The organism is Paenibacillus sp. Soil522, from assembly GCF_001428245.1.
In the GTDB taxonomy this organism is placed as follows: domain Bacteria; phylum Bacillota; class Bacilli; order Paenibacillales; family Paenibacillaceae; genus Pristimantibacillus.
In genome coordinates, this window is the sequence record NZ_LMRV01000037.1 from 1 (window position 1) to 16925 (window position 16925).

Below are 16925 nucleotides of genomic sequence, written 5' to 3' on the forward strand. Positions count from 1 at the left end.
ATCCCGAAGGATTTGCGAGGCAGTTATTACTCGTTGTTCAGTTTTCAAAGAGCAATCTTTTCTTTCATTTGGTTCGCTTGTTTTTCTTGTCGTCCGCGTGTTTCTCTCGGCCGGAATTAGAATATACCATGTATGCGCCCAGGAGGTCAAGCATTTTTTAAAAACTTTTTTAAATAAAAGCATTTAAACATTTAATCCTTCTTTAATTGCGCTGATTCCCTTGCAGCTCCCGCCACACTTTTTTGTTGCTGTACTGCCGTTCAGAGCTGATATCCTTGCCAAACCATTCCGGCGCTTCGAATGCATGGGCTGCTTCTTCCGAGCCAAATTCAATCTCAAGCACCGAAAGCTCAATTTGATCATACGTATCAATCTCGATTATACGGCCATCCCATTCCGCCGTTATGCGGTTTTTCGTCAACGGCACGAAGCCAAAAGCTTTTGTAACCTGCTCATAGATGCTTTCGGATATCGAATATTCGATTTCCTCCCGGGAGAGGCCGTTCCCTAGCTTGAAGGTATGGGTGAACGAAACCTCGCCGCTCGTCAGATCAACGATGCGCCGAACGCGCAGCTCTTGGTTTTCATCCATAGCCAAATAGGTTTGTTCAATTCTTTGCTCGGATAGCAACTTCAGCTTCGTCTCTTCTATTAATGCGCCCGGAAATTGCGGCAGCAGAAACTTGCGTTCAATTTCTAATGACATTCCTGACAGCTCCTTTGAATTTATTCCTCTTCCTGAAAAAGCTCCTGAAGCATTCTTTCCCTCTTATATATGAGAAAGCATCGCCATTTGGCGAAAAGAAGAAAGAGCCGCCTCCGGCTCATCCATCATATAAAGTCCATTTCCGTTAAAACGATGAAGAAATGTGGCAAAAAAAGATTCGCCATGCGATTGCTGATGAAGCGAATTCCCGCCGTAAGAATCAATGATGCGGCCGCCGGGGCCGCCCTCGCGATCCAATTGAGTGGCTGCACGCCTCCCAGCTCGATTAAGTCTTTAGCGTACGACTGCTAACCGCAGCATTTCTTAAACTTTTTCCCGCTGCCGCAAGTACACGGATCATTGCGTCCGATTTTTTTCTTAGTCATGATATCGATGACTTCAGCTTGTACGGCTTGATTTGGCACGTTATTAAGCAGCAGACTGACGCTCGCCCTTTTGGCCGAAAGCTCTTCTGGCGAGTAGCCTTTGATGGCCCACTGCTTCGTGCTGTTCATCAAAGGGACCAGCAGATTCGTTATGGCTGACAACGTCTCCATGTTCGGAATATCGATAAAATCTTTGACCGTTTCAAGAACGGCAGCCAGCGAACTTCCGTTTTTGGTGGCGTCGACACATTCCTGGGCCATTAAATCAGCATCTTCGCGATCAATCTCATAATGATGAAGGACATAGCGAACCAAATTCATATAGTGGCTGTTCCGCTCGACGTAATCAGGCTCACCTGCTTTCAAGAGCTGCTGCTTCGTAAACGGGCAAAAATCGAGATCATGTCTGAGCGCCCGCTCTTTCAATATCGCTTGCGGGTCTACTGCCCAACTATTCGAAATGTTATCACTCTCATCGATGAAAAACTTCTCGTAGTAATCCGATGCGTCAAACAAAATGTTCATCAGATCATAGTAAGCAAGCTTCTGATCCGCCTCAGATATAACAAAAGATTTCAGCTGCTCTACCGTTAACGTTCCATAATAGTAAAGCAAGCCCTGCGTCAGCCGAATCCATTCCGTATTTCGATTAACGTTCGGATGCTCCAGCAATGAGCCCTCTGCATTAAAAAACTCCAGCAGCTCGGATGGCATGACGACGGCACGCTTGCCATTTATCGTTCCGGGAAACAAAATCCCGCGCAAGCGGAAATAGTCATATTGCTGTATTTCAAGCAAAGGCTTATCCCAGACACCATCGTTTTTTATTATTTTCTGAATGAGCTTTATTCTATTTTGATCCCAGCAGCGAATCGTATTCTCCAGGCTCTCCGGAATCTTCTTTGACAGCTTTTCAACAAGCTCCTGCTTATTAAGCGAGCTTAGATTGCTTATTTGCAAATTTGTACGAATGCCGGTTAATTGCTGCTTGGATAATGTGCCTAGCGCATCCGCATACGATAACGGATAGGAAAGCTGCGGCCAAAATTTATCCATTGCTTTATCGATCTGTATAGTCATGGTGATCTCCTAAATTGTAAATTAATTTCATGATCTTTAATGAATGATAAATGTGTCCCAACAAGACACGCAGGTTCAAAGATAACAAAAATCGAAGGTGGAATCAAACAAAAAATATTAATATTTTCCTCATTAAATGTAAATTTGACCTAATAATGATTGATTCCGGCTAACAAAAAAGCCCCGAAGATCATGAGATGATCTACGAGGCCAGCGCAATTTCTATTATTATTTATCCAAACTTTTCACGCTTAGCAATGAATTGAGCTGCTCTAGCAAATTGCCGCCGGTGAGCGAGATCGTGCCGATCTTCTCGCAAATTTTTTCGAGAAACTCGAGTTCCTTCAAGCGGTACAGCGTTCCATTCTCATCCATGAGCTTCGCGGTGTTAAGCAAGCTGCGGGTAGAAGCCGTTTCCTCGCGGCGAGTAATGAGATTGGCCTGTGCCTTCTTCTCCGCCAGCAGCACCGTATTCATAATATCCTTGATGTCACCCGGCAATATAATATCCTTAAGACCCGCCGATACAAACTGCACGCCGTAATGCTCCTTCTGCTCGTTCAAGCGCGTGAGGACGAAATTTGCGATTTCTTGCTTCATGCGCAGCAGATCATCCAGCTTAAGCGTACCGACGTATTCCCGTAAAATAAGCTGCAGCAAAATATATACCTGATCCTCGAACGACTTGATCTGAATCGCTTTAAGCGGGTCGACAATCTTATATTGGCACACAAAATTAAGCCTCAGCGTGACTTTGTCTTCCGTCATAATCTCTTGGCCGGTTATGTCAAGCTGCAGCTGGCGCAAATCGACCGTTCTCACCTGCGCGCTTGTTGGACCCTTCCAGAAATAGTACCTCCCCGGACGAAGCTCCCGCTGTAACATATTATTGTAGAAAAGCAGACCGGATTCGTGACTGGCAACCTCGAACATCTGAATATAGCCCTGCAGCTTCGACAACAGAGACCGGTCAATCTCCGCCGAAATCTCGGGATGCCGTATATCAACGCGAATAAACGTATGTTTTTTCATCACATTCCAGAAGGCATACAGCCCCGCCGTCAGCAGCGAAGCAAACTTACCGTCTTCAAAATGCAGCACATACTCGTAATCCTGTACGTCTGCTATCGTCAGCTCCTCTACGAGCCGCTCATCCTGAAGAAACAAATTTAGTTCTTTATTCGGAACGGCGAAGCGCTTCGCTACATTTTGCAAAATGATGGTATCGTCGGTAAACGAGCTATGGCGGTAAACGCCCGGCTGCAAATGCTTGATGTAGCTGCCTTTTTTGAAAAGCAGTCCTCGCTCATCGTTTTTGATGATTACTTTTTTGAACATGATGTAACACCTCTTTACGGTTATGATGACCTTCGTAACAGGAGCTCTCCTGCGGCTGCACCGGAATCAGGCTTGAGAAGGGAGCTGAGTTGCTTTATGGCTTAGCAATCGATAGACGAATAAGAATGCGGTTTCCATTCTTATTCGCTCTATTTCCTACACTGCCGCAAGAGGCATTCGTTTCCAGTCGGTATCCGCCGATTGCATAGGCTTTGCTGCAGTGAACGCGCACAGGCGCGCTCTGAGAGTTCCTGTTCAAGGCCGTTTTTCACTCGGATTTTGAGCTCCTTGGAAGGGAGTCGTATAAACTCTGCCAGAGAGTTATCGCGATCAGGCGATAATCAAGGGATTCGAACCCTTTCTTTGCGAGACTAATGCCGATATGGACGATACAGCATACAAACGCACAGTGTGCGCATGCACTGCGGGATTCAAGGAAATCCCAGCCCGGGTAAGCCATTCGTTAAATAGCCTCATCTATTATTGAAGTTATCTTTAATAGTGAAAGTAAATGATTAGATGCCTTTAATGGCGGCCATCGGCTTGCATTTGGCCACCACGGCAGCTAACGATGCGCCAACGACGCTGTCGATGATTTGATCAACATCCTTGTAGGCCTGCGGACATTCGTCAAGAATCGTATGCAAGGTGCGGTGGTTGACGAGTATCTCGTCATCCGTGCCGACTTTCAGCGATTGTTCGAACTCATCGACTGTCACCAGCTGCTTCGTCGCTTTGCGGGATCTTGCACGCCCCGCGCCATGGCAGATGGAATAGAAGTTTTTAAGACCCTCGTCCTTTCCTACCATAATGTAGGAGGAAGTTCCCATCGAGCCGGGAATGAGTGCCGGATGCCCCGTCTCCTTATATACTGGCGTATTCAGGAAGTGACCCGGCGGAAGCGCACGCGTCGCTCCTTTGCGATGAACAAGCATCGGCTGGTTACGGTGAAACTCCTTCAGCGCGTAGTTATGCATCAGGTCATAGAGGACAGGCATTTCCATGCCCGCTCCGAATACATCCCGAAAGGCTTCACGAACGCCGAACGCAATCATATGCCGGTTACTGACAGCAAAGTTGAGCGCAGAATACATTAGATTTAAGTAGGATTGTCCTTCTGGACTCGCAATTGGAGCATAAATCAGACTCGGGTCAGGATTGCTCACGCCCCACTGATTCATCGCTTCCTTGATCGCCTTGTTATGCTCCCGGCCAACCATGCCGCCCCAAGCCCTCGAGCCGGAGTGGATCATCACCACAACCTGCCCGTCAAACAAGCCCCACTTGGCCGCTAATTCAGCGTACTCCTCATTAATCTCCAAGTACTGAATTTCAATGAAGTGATTCCCGCTTCCAAGCGTACCTAATTGTCCGCGAGCATATTTCATAATTTTCGGAGGAAGCTGCTTCAAATAGGTATGGTCATAAATGAAATGCGATTGCTCCACATGCGTCAGCCATCGCTCATCCGGAACATATTTCACGGGCAGTCCCTTCAGGCCATGCTGTACCACTCTCATCACGTCAATATCGTCATAGTTCGCATTGGTACGTTCGTTAGTCGGCACGTATTTCTCGATAGAAGCAATCAACGATCTACGAATCTCTTTCGTAAAAATGTCGCGTTTATGCAGCGAAGTCGTGTGAACGCGCATGCCGCAGCCGATATCCGAGCCGACAATTGACGGCGACACGCAGCCATCCTTCATACTCCATACGGCCGTTGTGCCGATGCAGGTTCCGATGCCGACATGCGCATCAGGTGTGTAGCTCATATATTGATTCCTGGGAATTTGCAGGTTATTGTTTGCCATTTCAAATACTTTAGCCTCGAAGGTTTGGAATACCTCTTCGTTAGCGAATAAGTGCAGCTTCCCTTGCGGAAGCTCCATTTCATGGTGATTGCTGCCATGTCTCTTGTGCTGCATCAGCATTGTAAACCCTCCCGTGCATCTTGCTTTTTTTATATCGGCGTTCTACCGTCTTATGAGCTCTATCTTCCCTTATTTGGAGACTCCCGAACATGGCGGAAGTATTACGACAAAGGAATATTTTCCTTCTAGTTCAAATTCATCTTCGTCCTGTTAAGATAGATGGAGAATACCGCTTATGATCAGGGGGACTCCTAAATGGCAAGAGAGAGCTTCGATAAAGAGATCCAGTTTTTGCGCATGCTTGTCCTGACCAGCGGGGCATATAACCGTCAGCAATACGCAGACAGACTGGGGATTTCCGTTCATACCTTCGATAAAACCATTAAGCGGCTGAAAGAAATCGTAAGCTCCGTCCACCAGCAATTGCCCGAAACCCAAGGGAAGGAATTTGCCGAGACGATCCGCTACAGCTATCTCGAATCAACCGATCCGATGCTGCTGTTTCTATTTCGGGCCAAGTCACTTAAAGAATCGGAGAGTCGGCGTCTTTCTTTGCTGCTTGCTGCGATGCAAGAGAAGCCCTTAACTGCCACGGAACTGCTTGAGCTATGCTGCGGCAGCATGCCGGCAGAGCTATCGCTTCCCGACGAGAAGACGATACGGGGTGATCTGAAATACTTAGAGCAGGTCGGCGTCATCAAGAAGGAGCCGGGAACGCGTCCCTTCCGCTATCGGATATACAACGATCTGGTCAGGGAGCTATCGCATGATGAGCTGCTGGATTTATACGATTTTGTAGACATTATGGCGAACACGCAGGTTCCTTCCGTCCAGGGTTATTTGCTTCGTGACGGCTTGAAGAAGCATATTAGCCGGAAGCAGACCGATGACGGCTCCTTTGAGCCCTTTCTATATAAATACCACTATTACTCCCGCATTTTGGACGAGGCTCATCTCTTTACGCTGCTTGGCGCAATTCGCAATCGGCGCTTGGTCAGCTTCCTTTATTTCTCGCCGAAAAAGGAAACGAGCTACGCCTCCAAAAATACGAACCCGTTATTCGAACGCGATACCGAGGGCATGCAGGAGACAACACTGCCGCTTAAGGTCGTCTACGATCATCAATATGGCCGTTGGTATTTACTAGGCTTCCATTCCAGGTATGGAATTAAAAAATACCGCTTGGAAGGATTAACACAAATTTCTGAAGAGGATAGCGTCGCCGAAGAGCAGTACGCGGCAAAAAAAGAAGAGCTGGAGCAGCGTATCCGGCAGAGCTGGCTGATCGATACGGGCAAGCCCGTTTTGGTTCGCGTCCGTTTCTTCAACCCTGGGCCCGGCATAGCAAACTTCGTCAAGGAGCGTGTGCTGCTTCAGGGGCAATGGGGAATTATTGAGGAAGAATCGGCTGAATCCTTTGTCTATGAAATCGAAGTAAACGGCACGGTCGAGATTAAGCCATGGATCAGAAGCTTTGGCTCAAGCTGCGAGGTGCTGGCACCGATGAAGCTGCGGCAGGAAATGATTGCGGAGTGGAAGGAGATTAGGGCGTACTATGAATCTGTTTGAGAAAATATTTAACTATCAAATTCTATCCAAGCTAGAGGATTCAGGAACGTTTATGGTTACCGCGCATGAGCGCGGCTGGTTGAAGACGATGCTGGGTCACCCAGCTGCTTCGGAAGCCTTTGCTCCGGCAACGCTTCGGAGGCTGCAGCTTATCCTGGTGCATGACCAAACGCTGGACACGGACGACCTGCTGCACAAGGCAGCCAGCAAGGAAAGGCATGTCTACCATCCATACGTTCGTCCTTTAAGACATGCCATCATGAATAAGAGCATTCTGCAATTAAGCTATGGCATCAAAGGCGAACGAGCATACAGCGGTCAGGCGTGCTTTCCCTACAAGCTGGAATATTCGATGGTTAAGCGGGAATGGTATCTGATCTGGTATCATATCAGCAATCGGATGCTGATGAGTACAAAGCTGCAAAAGATCGTAGAGCTGCGCGAGCAAGAATGTACAACGGAATATTACGGGCAGGTGCAGGCCAAGGCGCAGACTTTGCTTGCGCGGAGAAGCGTTAGCGCCGATATTCTCGTCGTACGCGAATACAATGAAGAGCTATCCCGGATTTTGTATGCTTTCTCCTGCTTTGAGAAAGAAGTGAGCTATGCTGCGGAGTCTAATGAGTATACGATTCGGCTGTACTTCTCCAGCGGCGATAGCGAATATGTGCTTTCAAAAACCCGTTTCCTCGGAAAGAGGGTACGCATTATGGATGGCGGGCATTTGCAGCGCCGTATGCTGGAATCCGCGACAAAGGCGCTCGGACGCTATGCGGAATAATGACTGCCGCTATCACATTTTGACGAAAAATTTCATTTGTAATGATTCTAAATGGATATTGATTTTCCCATAGAAAGCGGTAACATATTACGTGAGGCGCAATCTAACAAAATCAATGAGGTGAATCTATTATGAGTACAGAGAAGAACAAGCTTACGACTAGTTGGGGTGCTCCCGTTGGAGATAACCAAAACTCGATGACAGCCGGCTCTCGTGGTCCCACATTAATTCAAGATGTTCACCTACTGGAAAAGCTAGCACACTTCAATAGAGAACGTGTTCCGGAACGCGTCGTTCATGCCAAAGGCGCGGGCGCGCACGGATACTTCCAGGTTACGCATGATGTTACGCCCTACACCAAAGCGAACTTCTTATCCGAGGTAGGAAAACGCACGCCGATGTTCATCCGTTTCTCCACCGTTGCCGGCGAGCTTGGCTCTGCCGATACGGTCCGCGATCCACGCGGCTTTGCCGTTAAGTTCTACACCGAGGAAGGCAACTACGACTTGGTGGGCAACAATACTCCCGTTTTCTTTATCCGCGATGCGATTAAATTTCCTGACTTCATTCATACACAGAAGCGCCATCCGCAAACCCACTTGAAAAATCCGAATGCTATATGGGATTTCTGGTCCTTGTCGCCGGAATCTCTGCATCAGGTTACGATCCTTATGTCTGACCGCGGTATCCCCGCTACGTTTAGACATATGCATGGCTTCGGCAGCCATACCTTCAAATGGGTGAACGACGAAGGCCAAGCCGTTTGGGTAAAATACCATTTCAAAACCGAGCAAGGCGTCAAAAACATAACCAATGAGGTTGCTGCCAAAATTGCCGGAGAAAATCCGGACTACCATACCGAGGATTTGTTCAATGCAATCGCAAGCGGCGATTTCCCGGCGTGGAAGCTTTATGTACAAATCATGCCGGTCGATGATGCGAATACATATCGCTTCGATCCATTTGATGTGACGAAAGTATGGTCTCAAAAGGATTATCCGTTGATCGAAGTCGGCCGTATGGTGCTCGACCGCAATCCGGATAACTATTTCGCCGAGGTTGAGCAAGCGACGTTCTCACCAGGGTCATTCGTGCCCGGTGTAGAAGCTTCGCCTGACAAAATGCTGCAGGGCCGCCTGTTCGCTTACTCCGATGCTCATCGCTACCGGGTTGGCGCCAACCACACTCAGCTGCCGATCAATCGTCCTGTCGCTCCAGTGAACAATCACCAGCGCGACGGTCAAATGCGTGCGGACGGCAATGGAGGAGCGTCGCTTTACTACGAGCCTAACAGCTTTGGCGGACCGAAGGAATCGCTTGAGAACAAGCCGGCTCCGTTCGAGGTATCGGGCAATGCAGACAGTGTCGGCTATGACCATCATGACCACTATACGCAGGCCGGCGACCTCTATCGCCTGATGAGCGAAGAGGAACGCGCCCGCCTAATCGAAACGATTGTCGGCGCTATGAAGCCGGTGGAGAAAGACGAAATCAAGCTGCGTCAAATCGGCCATTTCTACAAAGCGGATCCCGATTACGGGCAGCGGGTCGCGGAAGGCCTTGGCTTATCGATTTCGCAGCAATCATAACGGTTCTATATTCTATTATTGCTATAGCGGCTGTCGAATTCATTCGACAGCCGCTATTTTTAATCAGTCAAAGGGATAGATCCAGAAGCGCTCTATTCCAAACCGCTTCCTAATTTTCTCATCGTCCAGCTTTTTGCTGCCTACCAATTCGGCCGCTTGAAACTGGGAGCGATGAGCTTGAATAGATGCCATTTTTTGCGTTAAAAAATCCTTCACTTCGTTTACAAGCTGAGGCTTGCCTAGTGCCTGTTGATGATTTTTGGCAAAAGCTGAGCAATAAACAACCGGCCTTTCCTCTTTAGGCAGCCTGCTTATTGTGCGGACCACGGCCGTCCCGCATGCATCATGGTCGGGATGAACGCTGTAACCCGGATAAAACGTATAGACGATCGATGGGTTCAGCTCTTTAATGAGCTCGCCGATCTGCCCATCCAGTTGCTCCTGATCCTCGAATTCAATCATTTTGTCATGGAAGCCCAGCATTCGCAGATCCTGTATGCCAATGGCGCGACAGGATTCCTCAAGCTCGATTTTTCGTATAGCCGGAAGTGTAACCCGATTGGCGAAAGGCGGAATCCCCATATTCCGTCCCATCTCGCCAAGCGTCAAGCAAGCGTACGTGACATGGGCTCCGTCTTGTATATGCTTAGCCAGCGTTCCCGATACGGTGAAGGCCTCATCATCGGGATGCGGCAGTATCACTAATATGTTTTGTTCCATACCATCTTTCGTCTCCTCTCTCATCCGAAGGGCACCCGGCTTAATTGAAGTGAAACGATCAGCTTGCCTTGGCTGTCATGTCCTGCCAGCAGCAGCCTTTCCGGCTCACTCTCCTCCCAGTGCGTAAGCCCTTCCGAGTAAATCCAGCCCTGTATCATTTTCAAACCGACCCGATAAGGTCCGCTGCCTGCAATTGATCCATGAGAATAACGAATGACAGCATTCGTAATAAAATTAGCCGCCGGATGCTTCGAGCTGTCGAGATGGGCAGCGTAGGCTCCCGTTGTCATTTCAAGATGAATATAGAGATCCTGATCCTTAAAACTGTCAATCCTTTGCTGCACCTGCTCTTGATTAATAAGCTGCATCTTTATCCCTCCCCCATATCGGCACAACCTAAAAAATAATTTCTAATTTTAAAATCATTCTAACATACTTAAACTTAAAGAAATAACAGCGTTTGTACTGCTTTTCCTAACGCATTTTGTGGTATACTGCTACAATATTAAAATGCTGGAGGCTTAACATGATGAAAATTTATGTCATTCAATCGTTCAACGAGGATGGAATGGAAAATGTGTATGTGGGCTCTGACGAGGAAAAAGCGCTGTCGCTGAAAGCAGCTGACTTTGACCATTGCGATGCTCTGTTCGTTGAAATTTGGGAAGACGGGGGAAAAACGGATGATTTCCGTCTGGTAGAATCCCCTGAAGAGGACGATGAGGAAGCTGAGGAAGAGCTCAGGTAAGCCCTCTCATAAAGAACTGGTAATTTCTAAAGTAAATGTGGATGCAAGCTTTAACAGCTTCTTCAAATCATACGCTGCACACGGAATCCTGGCCTGCCGCGGTCAGGATTTTTTTGTAGCCTTTGAAACATTTTGCTCCCGTTAATCGTGTTAGGAGTGAAGGAGTAGACGCCAATGCCAAATGTGCCACATTATTCGGACGACTATCTTGCAGAGCTAGTCCATCGTTATGCTGACATGATGATGCGAATCGCTTTTACCTATCTAAAAAATAGCGCAGACGCCCAGGATATATGTCAGGAGGTTTTCACAAAAATAGTTAAGCGGCAACCGGCATTCAAGCAGGCCGAGCATGAAAAAGCATGGATCATTCGAGTGACGATCAATGCCTGCAAGGATGCGCTGCGCAGCCCGTGGAAGAAACTTTTCACCCCTATCGGCGATAAGGATTACCCTATCCAAAACGAAGAAAACAAACAGGTCGTCGCCTGCGTGCTGGAACTGCCGAAAAAATACCGCATCGTCCTCTATTTATATTATTTCGAAAGCTACAGCACCGCAGAAATAGCCGGTCTTTTGCGCCGGAACGAGAGCACCGTCCGAACGCAGCTGAAGCGCGCACGAGAGCTGTTAAAAACAAGCCTGGCAGGAGGACTTGCAAATGAATAGATACCTAGACGGAATGAAGGAAATACAGGCTGGCGATGAGCTGAAGCGGCAGCTGATGAACAGCGCAAAGCCGCAGCCTTCACCGGGCAGCGGTAAAGCCTTTGCTTTCAAAAAAACAGCCGCCCTCTTGGCAGCTGCTTGCGCGATTATTTTTCTGGCGGTCTTTGGCGCTTCCTTCCTCCAATCCGGCAGCGAAAAAGCGGTATTCCCCAGTTTTGTGATTACCGCTTATGCAGCGGACGGAACTCCCGTCGAAATGAAGCCCAACGTCCAGCTTCCGTTAGGAAAATACAGCCCTTTCATGAGCAGCGTGCCCGGACTTCCAATAAGCATCTCCGCGGAAGGCGCCGATGCTATCACTGTCACGGTAACGGAAGGAAGCCTTTCCCTCTGGTCGCCTTCCGCTCCTAAGGTCATTCCTAAAGGAAAAAGCATGAGCGCAGCATCAGGCACCAAAATATACTGGTCACCTATGAATGACCAATCACCTGAGACGACAGCCAAAAAAAGCACTGTGTCAGTCATCGCCTACAAAAACAATAAAGAAATCGGACGCCGCAGCATTGAAATTAGAGCTGTCGATGACTTTTTTTACAGCGGAACTGTTGTAGAGAAATAGCATTACGCGGCAAATTTCCCTCTGCTTCGCTGCCACGGATTTGGAGCCTAAGCTAAGGCTGGATTGTCCTGAGGGCGAGCGTGAGCCAGCCGGCGTTTGCTGGCATTTAGGCCATAACTCGTAACGAGCAACATAAAGGAGCTGCCTTAGGCAGCCCCTTATGTTGCTCTTTATTTATTTTTCAATTAAGTTATAAATCGCTTGCGCAGCTTCGGCGCGAACCGTTAAGCCATTTGGAACAAATGTATTCTTATCCGGCCCTTGCATAAGTTCGGCCCCGAGTGCTTTGTTCACTTCCGTTTGTGCCCATGAGGATACTTGATCTGCATCCTTATACTGGAGAAGCATGTCACTCGTTTCAAGCAGCTTGCCTGTTTTGTACTCATAAGCTCTTACCAGCAGTATGGCCATTTGTTCACGAGTGATCGTAACATTAGGTACAAAATGGCGTTCATCGAATCCTTTTATAATTCCGGCTTGAACAGCTCCTGCGATCGCTTCAGAATACCAAGCTCCTTCGGATACATCAGTAAAAGCCGTATGTGCTCCAGTAGGCTGAATGCCAAGAGCATGAACCAGCATGGTGACAAATTGTGCTCGAGTCGTCGTTTGAGCGGGATTAAATTGTTGACTGTTTACACCCTCGATCACATGTATAGCACTTAATCTTTGAATGGTATGAAACGCCCAGTGGTCCGCGGGTACATCCTTATACGTTTTTTTGTATTCAAGGACAGCATATTTGGAATTGTGCGACAAGGATGTCTCGATTGACCCGTCAGCAATCCCTAATTTTCCCCCGACGTACTCCCATTGCTTCAGACTCTCGTTGAGGTAATAAATACCCAGCAGACTTGTATCCGTATTGTCAGAAACAAGTGTATAGCGTAAAGTGACCGGCGCATTATAGCGATCCAATCGAATCGTCTTACCTGCTGTGGACTCTAACGTTAAATCAAACTCATACAGCAGTCCGTTTTGCTTGATCGATGCTCCACTTGCAAGATTGGCAGCACTCACCAAGCCGCCCTCAGTTGAACCTTGTATTGCCTTTAACGATATTTTAAGCTGCGCAGCCTTCCATTCATCTCCACTGCCTAATTTGCTAAGATCGTTCAGGACGGAGAATGGAATAGTTACGGATTGTCCACTGGACTTTATGACCAACGCTTTATTCGCTTGCTGCAGTAGTTCACCCACAGTGCCAGGCAAGCGGATGTCATCATACTCTGTTACATCAATCGTAATCGCTGCCGACGTGCCGGCTGATGTAATCCGGTCACTTATCTCTTTAGTGGTTAGTTGGTTGATTTGTGGAATAGTATGATCTGCGGAGGAGCTCGTTGCCTGTGTTTTGGCTGTTATTGTCGGCCCATTGGTGGTCCATAATCCATTCGGGAGCTTAGCCTCCACTTTAAAGGTATATGATGTATCCGATAATAACCCATTTACTTGCTGATTAAATACGCTTCCGGATACTGTAGCTACTTCTGAAGTCCCATTATAAATTTTATAATCTGAAGCACCGCCATTAGCGGATGTCCAATTCAATGTGAGACTTGACGAGGCAATACTCCCAGCCGTCAGCGTGCTATCTAGAGGCCACGCATATGAGGTCTTCATCACATTCCAAAAAGCATCTGCTATGGCCCTATAACCTAACTCACTTGGGTGGATATCCAAAGGATTAGGAAGATTATTCCCATAATCCGCAGCAACAGCCGCTCCAGTAGGCACGAATATAGCTCCTGTTTGCACAGCCACACCTGTCAGCGCTTGGTTTAAGTAATCCAATACAACTGTAAACTGCTGCTTCTGAAGGGCAGTTAACGGGAAATTATGGAACGCGTCATAATAGCCCATTATGTATATATTTACTGTTGGGTTTAGCTGTTTGACCGCTGATATAATAAGCCCGGTATTCGTACTGATTTGTTGAATTAAGGCTGGTACTACATTAGGGTCTAACGAATAGGCAGGACTTAACTGCCCTATAAAATCATTTGCCCCAACGTCTAAGGTAATGACGCCCGCGCTCGCGATATTCTGTTGGATTGTCTTCCCGTTCGGAGCAACTGCATTATTTTGAATATCATTCAGGACATCCTGAGTCGTATATCCCGGATATGTATGATTTTTATTGAATTCACCTAAATATCCAAAGCTGTGAATATTCTCAGCCAGCATATCCGTATAGCCAAGGCCTAATATTTTGTACGGTGACATGCCTGCTGCTAAGGAATCACCTAACGCAAGATATTCAATCTTGCCCGCTCCAGCATCAACCGATACACTAAACATTGATTTCCATTGTTCTGCCGGACTTCCAGCTGTATCGGAAACGTCGATCGTCAGCTGATATGTACCGTTAGGCAATCCAGCGGTCGCCGCCGCCACCATTCCCGTGTTAACGTTATACTGGAATGGTGTCGCGAATCCATTCACCTTCACTTGAATAGTAGCTACATTAATTCCAGAACCAGTGTCTTGCAATTTAGCCGTAATCCTTGGCATAGACGTATAGACCGTCGCATGATCTGCCGGAGTTACGTTCGTAATGACTGGCCCTGTTGCGCTGCCCGCAGCAAAGGCATTCAAAGGTGACTGGATGACCAAGAGTACCAATAATAAGAGCAACGTCCATTTTACCCGTACAATATGCTTCTTCATAGATTCAACCTCGCTTCATAGATTATTTATCGTACAACCCAATAATACGTACCTAGCTAGTATAATGATTGGTTGATAAATAATTTATCGTTTGATGTCGTATGAAAAAATATATTTACAGTTATACTCAAACAAGGGTTTTTATGGAGTTTTTCATAAAAAATAACGTTCTTTCTTCTCCCGGTTAGTATTTACGCATGTTTCCGCAGCTCTCTTGTCCCGTTCAGCACCAATGTTTTCATTTCGGCAATTGAGATCTTTCCGGTCGGCGAGAGCGTGAATGCGGGAAGAAACACAAAATAACGCGGCAGCTTAAAGGCAGATAAATGCTTTGCCATATCATTTTTCAGCTGGTCGGAGGTTAGGCTCGCTCCCTGCCTGGCGACGATGCAGGCACATATCTGTTCCCCGTAAAGCTCATCCGGCACGCCAAGCACGAGCGCTTCCTCCACATCCTTATGCCGCAGCAGCGCATGCTCAATTTCTACCGGTGAAATTTTTTCGCCGCAGCGGGAAATGAGCCTGTTCAGCCTGCCGGTAATCGTTAAGTTTCCCCGGTCATCCAGAAATCCTAAATCTCCGGATTTGTACCATCCGTCTGCGGTAATGCTGGCCCTATCGTGGGACTCGTTCGTATAGCGCATGACCCGGTGGCTTCGAATCGCAATTTCACCATGCTCATGAGGAGGCATCGTCTCCCCGGTTTCCGGATTCAATATTTTCACCTCTACAACCTTATCGACCTTTCCGCCAATGCTGTAGGTCCCTTTTTCAAATTCCTTATATGGAATTAACCCGCTTAAAAGATTCGTATGCTTCAGCATTTCATAAACGAGCCGTAATACAACGTTATTTTTGCGGTTAATAAAACAGATTCCATTCGCGACTGAGCCGGCTTCCGAGGAGCCGTAGCTCACCATAAAAAAGTAGAGATCCAAGTTTTTTATCATTTTTTGCAAAATAGTATGGTTCACCGCCGCTGATGTAAAAGTTACGCCGAGCAGCGATCGCAAATTAAACTCGTCCTTCTTCGGGGACGAAAGCATTTGCTGGATCATAGACGGAGTCCCTAAGAGCACTCTGCAATTTTCCTTCTCAACGGCGGATAAAGCGTTCAAAGGGTTAAAGTGGCTGAGCATGACAATGCGGATATTATAGGCCTTCAGTCCTGTAAACAGAATCGCAAACCCTCCTAAATGATATAAGGGCAGCAGGCTCATAACCGAAAAAAAACGGGTGATCCTATCGCTTAGTCTCATGAGCAAGGACGTGCCTCTCCGCGGTTCCTCTGCATGATTTGCAGTCATTAAGAAGGAAGCAGTGGAACGCAAAACACCCTTCGGAAGGCCGAGCGTGCCCGAGGTATAAAGTAAGATGAGAGGGTCCATTGGGGCAATGGCTGTGCATGCATGTAAAAATATGTTCTCCTCCACGGCTGCGCCGAGCGCTCTCAATGCCGAGAAAGGCTGGAAGGGCCCGGCCGCCCGGCCCGCTTCTTCCAGTATAAAAATATGCTCCGGGAGCCAGTCGCTATCCATTCCCGCTTTCCTGCAATCCGTTATTATTTCCTGCATCATGGCAGGATAATGAATATGATGACCCTCCTTCCCCATGATCATGGCTGTAGGACGAGCGTCCTTCAAATAATGTTGAAGCTCCTGCTTCTTGGAGTATGTATTAAGCGGAACGATGACAGCGCCGGTACAAGCGGCAGCATACATCGAAATAATCATTTCTATCCTGCCCGGCATAAGCAGCGCGATGGTGTCGCCCTTCTTAATGCCCAGCCGCAAGAAGCCTTTGGCCAGAAGGCGGGCCTCTTCCCAAATCTTCGACCATGTATGATGCTGTGAGACAGCCGGAAAGCTGTACGCGACATCATGAGGGGATTCGGCTGCTCTTTTTTGAAGCAAATAGGGAATCGTATCTTTGTTAAATACATTCTTATTTTTCATTTATCTTAACCCCCGCAATCGCAAAATAACGGCACCCGGCTTTAACGATGGTATATCTCGCTAACCCCTATACGCACAATATTCTTCTTAACGAACAAAATGTAAAAAAAATAACCCGTAAACCTATAAAACCAAACTTATAGATCTAATATATCATCAATTTAGTTCTTAATAAAGAACAAATTATGCTGCGGACTCTCTATTCGCTGCAACCGGACATA

At 47.4% G+C, this 16925-nt stretch carries 14 protein-coding genes and 1 pseudogene; 6 read left to right on the forward strand and 9 right to left on the reverse strand.

The genetic code is table 11. From position 1 onward, the window contains the following. Nucleotides 1-202 precede the first annotated feature (202 nt). The 5 genes and pseudogenes from ASG81_RS11380 to ASG81_RS11400 form a co-directional block, all read right to left on the reverse strand. Complete coding sequence (locus ASG81_RS11380) at nt 203-706, reverse strand: CYTH domain-containing protein (RefSeq protein WP_056633593.1); 504 nt, start codon at nt 704-706, stop codon at nt 203-205. Between the two features lie 63 nt (nt 707-769). Then, nucleotides 770-967 (reverse strand): annotated as a pseudogene (locus tag ASG81_RS11385) (AAA family ATPase); the annotation flags it as partial. Between the two features lie 47 nt (nt 968-1014). Continuing rightward, on the reverse strand, nt 1015-2172 hold the full coding sequence (locus ASG81_RS11390; RefSeq protein ID WP_056633599.1) for an SEC-C metal-binding domain-containing protein: 1158 nt from the start codon (nt 2170-2172) through the stop codon (nt 1015-1017). A gap of 228 nt (nt 2173-2400) precedes the next feature. After that, complete coding sequence (locus tag ASG81_RS11395) at nt 2401-3510, reverse strand: slipin family protein (protein ID WP_056633602.1); 1110 nt, start codon at nt 3508-3510, stop codon at nt 2401-2403. A 515-nt stretch (nt 3511-4025) separates the two neighbouring features. Beyond that, nucleotides 4026-5444, reverse strand: a complete 1419-nt coding sequence (locus ASG81_RS11400) for an RtcB family protein (protein WP_081417274.1) — start codon at nt 5442-5444, stop codon at nt 4026-4028. Between the two features lie 195 nt (nt 5445-5639). On the opposite strand from ASG81_RS11400, the gene ASG81_RS11405 reads away from it, so the two are divergent. The 3 genes from ASG81_RS11405 (at nt 5640) to katA (ending at nt 9323) form a co-directional block, all read left to right on the forward strand. After that, nucleotides 5640-6953, forward strand: a complete 1314-nt coding sequence (locus tag ASG81_RS11405; protein ID WP_056633605.1) for a helix-turn-helix transcriptional regulator — start codon at nt 5640-5642, stop codon at nt 6951-6953. Continuing rightward, entirely contained in the window at nt 6940-7734 is a 795-nt protein-coding gene (locus tag ASG81_RS11410; RefSeq protein WP_056633608.1) for a WYL domain-containing protein, read from the forward strand. Before ASG81_RS11405 ends, ASG81_RS11410 begins: the two co-directional genes overlap by 14 nt. A 131-nt stretch (nt 7735-7865) precedes the next feature. Next, a complete protein-coding gene (gene katA, locus ASG81_RS11415; protein WP_056633610.1) occupies nt 7866-9323 on the forward strand; it encodes a catalase KatA in 1458 nt (485 codons plus the stop codon). Between the two features lie 63 nt (nt 9324-9386). On the opposite strand, the gene bshB2 is transcribed toward katA, so the two are convergent. Continuing rightward, a complete protein-coding gene (gene bshB2, locus ASG81_RS11420) occupies nt 9387-10043 on the reverse strand; it encodes a bacillithiol biosynthesis deacetylase BshB2 (protein ID WP_056633613.1) in 657 nt (218 codons plus the stop codon). A 20-nt stretch (nt 10044-10063) separates the two neighbouring features. Beyond that, nucleotides 10064-10411 carry a YojF family protein gene (locus tag ASG81_RS11425; RefSeq protein WP_056633616.1) on the reverse strand — a complete coding sequence of 116 codons (348 nt, stop codon included), beginning with the start codon at nt 10409-10411 and terminating at the stop codon, nt 10064-10066. Nucleotides 10412-10569: 158 nt separating this feature from the next. Between ASG81_RS11425 and ASG81_RS11430 the strand changes: the two genes are divergently transcribed. The 3 genes from ASG81_RS11430 (at nt 10570) to ASG81_RS11440 (ending at nt 12079) form a co-directional block, all read left to right on the forward strand. Continuing rightward, entirely contained in the window at nt 10570-10791 is a 222-nt protein-coding gene (locus ASG81_RS11430; RefSeq protein WP_235548830.1) for a hypothetical protein, read from the forward strand. A gap of 174 nt (nt 10792-10965) precedes the next feature. Continuing rightward, on the forward strand, nt 10966-11460 hold the full coding sequence (locus ASG81_RS11435; protein ID WP_056633619.1) for a sigma-70 family RNA polymerase sigma factor: 495 nt from the start codon (nt 10966-10968) through the stop codon (nt 11458-11460). Next, nucleotides 11453-12079 carry a hypothetical protein gene (locus tag ASG81_RS11440; protein ID WP_056633621.1) on the forward strand — a complete coding sequence of 209 codons (627 nt, stop codon included), beginning with the start codon at nt 11453-11455 and terminating at the stop codon, nt 12077-12079. The genes ASG81_RS11435 and ASG81_RS11440 overlap by 8 nt, the downstream gene beginning before the upstream one ends. A gap of 174 nt (nt 12080-12253) precedes the next feature. Here the strand turns inward: ASG81_RS11440 and ASG81_RS11445 are convergent, their stop codons facing one another. Beyond that, the gene (locus ASG81_RS11445; RefSeq protein ID WP_056633625.1) at nt 12254-14749 is read right to left on the reverse strand and encodes an S-layer homology domain-containing protein; all 2496 of its coding nucleotides are present in this window, start codon (nt 14747-14749) and stop codon (nt 12254-12256) included. Nucleotides 14750-14940: 191 nt separating this feature from the next. Next, the gene (locus tag ASG81_RS11450) at nt 14941-16704 is read right to left on the reverse strand and encodes a class I adenylate-forming enzyme family protein (protein WP_056633628.1); all 1764 of its coding nucleotides are present in this window, start codon (nt 16702-16704) and stop codon (nt 14941-14943) included. Between the last annotated feature and the right edge of the window lie 221 nt (nt 16705-16925).